Annotated in this window: 4 protein-coding genes and 1 pseudogene; 1 reads left to right on the forward strand and 4 read right to left on the reverse strand. The window is 77.1% G+C overall.

Annotated elements, in window-relative coordinates; all coding sequences use genetic code 11:
- The 3 genes and pseudogenes from ACQRUO_RS38740 to ACQRUO_RS38750 all read right to left on the reverse strand — a co-directional run.
- A pseudogene (locus ACQRUO_RS38740) lies at positions 1-245 on the reverse strand (hypothetical protein); the annotation flags it as partial.
- A gap of 143 nt (positions 246-388) precedes the next feature.
- Positions 389-1,813 (reverse strand): HAMP domain-containing sensor histidine kinase, encoded by a 1,425-nt coding sequence (locus ACQRUO_RS38745; protein ID WP_428320884.1) that lies wholly within the window; start codon positions 1,811-1,813, stop codon positions 389-391.
- On the reverse strand, positions 1,810-2,553 hold the full coding sequence (locus tag ACQRUO_RS38750; RefSeq protein WP_428320887.1) for a response regulator transcription factor: 744 nt from the start codon (positions 2,551-2,553) through the stop codon (positions 1,810-1,812). Before ACQRUO_RS38750 ends, ACQRUO_RS38745 begins: the two co-directional genes overlap by 4 nt.
- A 259-nt stretch (positions 2,554-2,812) precedes the next feature.
- Between ACQRUO_RS38750 and ACQRUO_RS38755 the strand changes: the two genes are divergently transcribed.
- Positions 2,813-3,469 (forward strand): NAD(P)H-binding protein, encoded by a 657-nt coding sequence (locus tag ACQRUO_RS38755; RefSeq protein WP_428320885.1) that lies wholly within the window; start codon positions 2,813-2,815, stop codon positions 3,467-3,469.
- A gap of 48 nt (positions 3,470-3,517) precedes the next feature.
- Here the strand turns inward: ACQRUO_RS38755 and ACQRUO_RS38760 are convergent, their stop codons facing one another.
- Positions 3,518-4,294 carry an SDR family NAD(P)-dependent oxidoreductase gene (locus ACQRUO_RS38760; RefSeq protein ID WP_428320886.1) on the reverse strand — a complete coding sequence of 259 codons (777 nt, stop codon included), beginning with the start codon at positions 4,292-4,294 and terminating at the stop codon, positions 3,518-3,520.
- Between the last annotated feature and the right edge of the window lie 148 nt (positions 4,295-4,442).

Consider the following 4,442-nt stretch of genomic DNA (forward strand, 5'->3'; position numbering starts at 1 on the left):
GATCTGGTGGGCGACGGGGTGGCGGTGGGCGCGGCCGCGGGCGTGGCGGCGCCGACCGGGCGGGCGGCCAGGCTCGGCGGCTGCGCGGTGTGCCCGGGCAGCGAGTGCGCGTAGCCCGTCCCGAGGACCACCGATCCCGCGGCTGCGGCCACCCCGGCGCCGATGGTGGCGGCGTTGACCCGGCGCCGCCCCCAGCGGCGCAGCCGGACGGCTCGACGGTTCGGGGTCTGGTGGTCAGCGCTCATCGCGGGCTCCTCGGGGGCTCCTCGGGTACCGGGGTCCATCCGAGCCCAGGTTTCCCACCGACCTGTCGGAAACCCGTTCAGAAGAGCTTCACAACTGGTTAAGATGCGAAGAGTCCCAGGTCAGCTGGGTTGGGACGAAGGTCTCAACCGGCGGTCGAGCGGGCCGCGGGGAGCTCGAGCTCGACCGTCAGGCCGCGGCCGGGCGTGTCGGTCAGCCGGGCGCTGCCGCCGTTGGCGGTGACCAGCCGGTGCACGATCGCCAACCCGAGCCCGGTGCCGGTCGCCTCCGGGTTGCCGAACCGGCGGAACGCCGTGCGCCGGGCCGCCGCGGTCATCCCGGGCCCGTTGTCCACCACCCGCAGCAGCACCGTGTCGCCGTCGCGGGCCGCGCCCTCGATCCGCACCCGGCCGCCGGCCGGGACCGCGTCCAGGGCGTTCGCCAGCAGGTTGTCCAGCACCTGCTCCAGGTCGCCCGCGCCCAGCCAGGCGACCAGCCGCGGCGGGCAGTGCACGCTGAGCGTCACCCGCCGCTCGGTGGCCAGCGGCTCCCAGGCCGCCACCCGCTCCCCGGCCACCTCGGCCGGCCGCACCGCGACCGGGCGGGGCACCGCGCTCTCGGCCCGGGCGGCGGCGAGCAGCCCGTCCACCAGCCGGGAGAGCCGGGCGATCTCCTCCTGCGCGCCGGCCAGGTCCGCCGCCGCCTCGCTGCCCAGACCGCCGCCGGATGCGCCCCCGGATTCGCTGCCACCGGCCGCGGCCGGCCGGTCCGCCGCGGCGTCCGCGAGCAGATCCAGCCGCAGCCGCAGCGCCGCCAGCGGGGTGCGCAGCTGGTGCGAGACGTCGGCGATCACCGCGCGGTGCCCGTGCACCAGCGCCTCGGTCCGCGCCGCCATGGTGTTGAAGGTCGCCGCCAGCCGCCGCACCTCCTGCGGACCGCGGCCGGCCGGCGCCCGCGCCGCGAGGTCGCCCTCGCCGAGCCGCCGGGCCGCCAGGTCCACCTCGTGCAGCGGCCGCCCGACCCAGCGGGCCAGCCGGACCGAGACCAGGGTGCCGCCGAGCAGCCCGGCCACGCCGATCAGCGCGAGCCAGCCCCAGATCACCGTGATCCGGTCGTCTAGCGAGTCGGTGGAGCGGGCCAGCACGGCGACGCCGACCGCGTCGTCGCCGTCGCCGACCGGTGCGGCCACGGTGAGCCGGTCGTCGGTGCGCACGTTGCGGGTCTGCTGCGGGTCCGGGTGGGCGAGCACGGCGGCGACCAGGGCCGGGACGGGGCCGCCGGTCGCGGTCGGGCAGGAGGTGCGGGCGAGCTGCTGCCCGTGGGCGTCGTACACCGCGGCGCAGCCGCCGTCGCGCTGGGCCTGGTCCAGCAGCCGGCGCAGCTGCTCGTCGGACTTCCCGTCGGAGAGGTGCTCCTCGGCCGCCGCCGAGATCGAGCGGGTGGCGTCCGCGGCGGCGCCGCGGAACGCGGTCTGCTCGCGGTCGGTCAGCAGCACGCCGAGCGGCACCACGGCCAGCACCAGCAGGACCACCACCAGCAGGGAGACGGTCAGCGCGATCCGCCGGGTCATGACCGCTCGGGGCCGCCGGGCGGCTCGTCGCCGGTGCCCGTGCCCGTGCCCGTTCCCGTGCCCGTGCCCGCCTCGGTCCCCGCACCCGTCCCCGTGCCCAGCCGGAAGCCGTGCCCGTACACCGTCTCGACCAGCCCGGGCACGCCGAGCTTGCGGCGCAACGCCGCCATGTGGACGTCCAGCACCTTGGTCGGCCCGTACCAGTGGGCGTCCCAGGCGCGCTCCAGGATCTCCTGCCGGGTCACCACCCGGCCCGGGTCCAGGGCCAGGCACTCCAGGATGTCGAACTCCTTGGGCGTCAGCGCCACCTCGCCGCCGTGCACGGTGACCTTGCGGGTGCGCGGGTCCACGGTGAGCGGGCCGTGGCTGAGCAGTTCGGGTGCGGTGGGCCGGGTGCGGCGCAGCACCGCGCGGATCCGGGCCAGCAACTCGGCCAGCCCGAACGGCTTGACCAGGTAGTCGTCGGCCCCCTCGTCGAGCGCGCTGACCCGGTCGCCCTCCTCGCCGCGCGCGGTCACCACGATGATCGCCGCGTCCGACCGGCTGCGCAGCATCCGGCAGACCAGCACCCCGTCCAGGTCCGGCAGCCCGAGGTCGAGCAGCACCACGTCGGGCATCGGCTCCTGGCGCAGCGCGGCCTGGCCGGTGCCCACGCTGCCCGCCGCGTAGCCCGCCCGCTCCAGGCCGCGCACCAGGGAGCGGGCGATCGCCGGGTCGTCCTCCACCACCAGCACCCGCAGCGGCTGGGCGCCGGGGGCCGCGGCGGGCCCGGGCGCGGCAGGCGTCGTCGGCGCGGCGGCGGGGTCGGGGACGGGGGCCGTGTCGTGCATGATCCCAGCGTAGGCGGCTGCGGGAGCCGGCGGCGCTGACGTCCGGTCAGCCGGGCCCGGGCGGCCACCATGCGGGGCCCCGGCGGCCACCGCGCGGGGTCCCGGCGGCCACCGCGCAGCTGGGCGCTCCTCCACCGGGGAGCGCGGTCCGGACGGTAGCGTGGCGCCCATGCGAATCGTCATCGCCGGTGGCCACGGTCAGATCGCGCTCCACCTGGAGCAGTTGCTCGCCGCCCGCGGGGATCACCCGATCGGTCTGATCCGCCGTCCCGAGCACGCCGCCGACCTGCGCGAGCGCGGCGCCGAGGCGGTACTGGCGGACCTGGAGGCCGACTCTCCGGCCGAGCTGGCCAGGACCCTGGACGGTGCCGACGCGGTGGTCTTCGCCGCCGGTGCCGGCGCGGGCAGCGGCGCCGCGCGCAAGGACACGGTGGACCGCGGTGCGGCCGTGCTGCTCGCAGACGCCGCCGAGCTGGCCGGCGTCCGCCGCTACCTGATGATCTCCTCGATGGGCGCCGACGCCCAGGCGCCGGACGGCGCCGACCCGGTCTTCGGCGCCTACCTGCGGGCCAAGGGCGCCGCCGACGACGACCTGCGCTCGCGCTCGGCGCTGGACTGGACGGTGCTGCGCCCCGGCCGGCTGACCGACGAGCCGCCGGCCGGCCTGGTCCGGCTGGCCGGCGCCGTCGGCCGCGGCTCGGTCCCGCGGGCCGACGTGGCCGCGGTGCTCGCCGCGCTGTTGGCCGAGCCGGCGCCGCTGGTCGGCCGCACCCTGGAGCTGGTCTCGGGTGAGGCCCCGATCGCCGAGGCGGTCGCCGCGGCCTGACCGGGGCCGGCCGAACCGGGCCCGCCTTTCAACGAGCCGCGCAGCCGCTCAACGCGCCAGGTAGCCGCCGTCCACCGGGAGGACCACCCCGGTGATGAACGAGGCCGCGTCCGAGGCCAGGAAGGCGATCGCCCGGGCCACCTCCTCCGGCCGGCCGAGCCGGCCCAGCGGGTGGTCCTCGGCCATCGCGGCCAGGTACTCCGGCCCGCCCGGCTCGTCGCGCAGCGCCTGCACGCGCTCGGTGGTGATGGTGCCGGGGGCCACCGCGTTGACCCGGATGCCGTGGGCGGCCCACTCCACGGCCAGGTGCATGGTCAGGCCGGAGGCGACGAACTTCGCCGGCCCGTAGGCGGCTTGGCGGGCCTGGCCGGCCAGGCCGGAGATCGAGGAGACGCAGACCACCGCGCCGCCGCCGTCCTGCATCGCCTCGATCGCGTACTTGCAGGTCAGGAACATCCCCTTGCCGTCCACCGCCATCACCCGGTCCCACTCCTCGGGGGTGGTCGACAGCACGTCCGAGAGCGGGAGCACCCCGGCGTTGGCGACCGCGACGTCCAGCCGCCCGGCGGTCCGGACGGCGGTGTCGACCATCCGCCGCACGTCGGCGGGCACCGTGACGTCACCCACCACGCACTCGACCACCTGCCCGTCGGCGGCCAGCCGCTCGCGCAGCCGCTCCAGGCCCGCCGCGTTCACGTCGGTGGCGACCACCCGGGCGCCCAGCCGGGCCAGCAGGGTGGCGGTGGCGCGCCCGATCCCGCTCGCGGCGCCGGTCACCAGACAGGACTTGCCGGCCAGGTCGACCAGCGGGTGTGACTCGGTCATGGTGTGCTCCTCTCGTCCGCCATCACCCTAGGGCCAATACTGGTGATTTAGGGTGTTTTCTGGCTTTTTGGCCTGGTTCTGGTGGGTGCGACCAGCCGGACCGTTGGCGCGTCGGGCCCGGGCGGGTTGCCGTGCTCGGCGCGTTTGA

The sequence above is a fragment of the Kitasatospora sp. LaBMicrA B282 genome (assembly GCF_050325825.1).
Classification (GTDB): Bacteria; Actinomycetota; Actinomycetes; order Streptomycetales; family Streptomycetaceae; genus Kitasatospora.

Coding starts and splice junctions, on each gene's coding strand:
- ACQRUO_RS38755 (WP_428320885.1), top strand. CDS start 2,813: ATGCGAATCGTCATCGCCGGTGGCCACGGTCAGATCGCGCTCCACCTG.
- ACQRUO_RS38760 (WP_428320886.1), bottom strand. CDS start 4,294: ATGACCGAGTCACACCCGCTGGTCGACCTGGCCGGCAAGTCCTGTCTG.
- ACQRUO_RS38745 (WP_428320884.1), bottom strand. CDS start 1,813: ATGACCCGGCGGATCGCGCTGACCGTCTCCCTGCTGGTGGTGGTCCTG.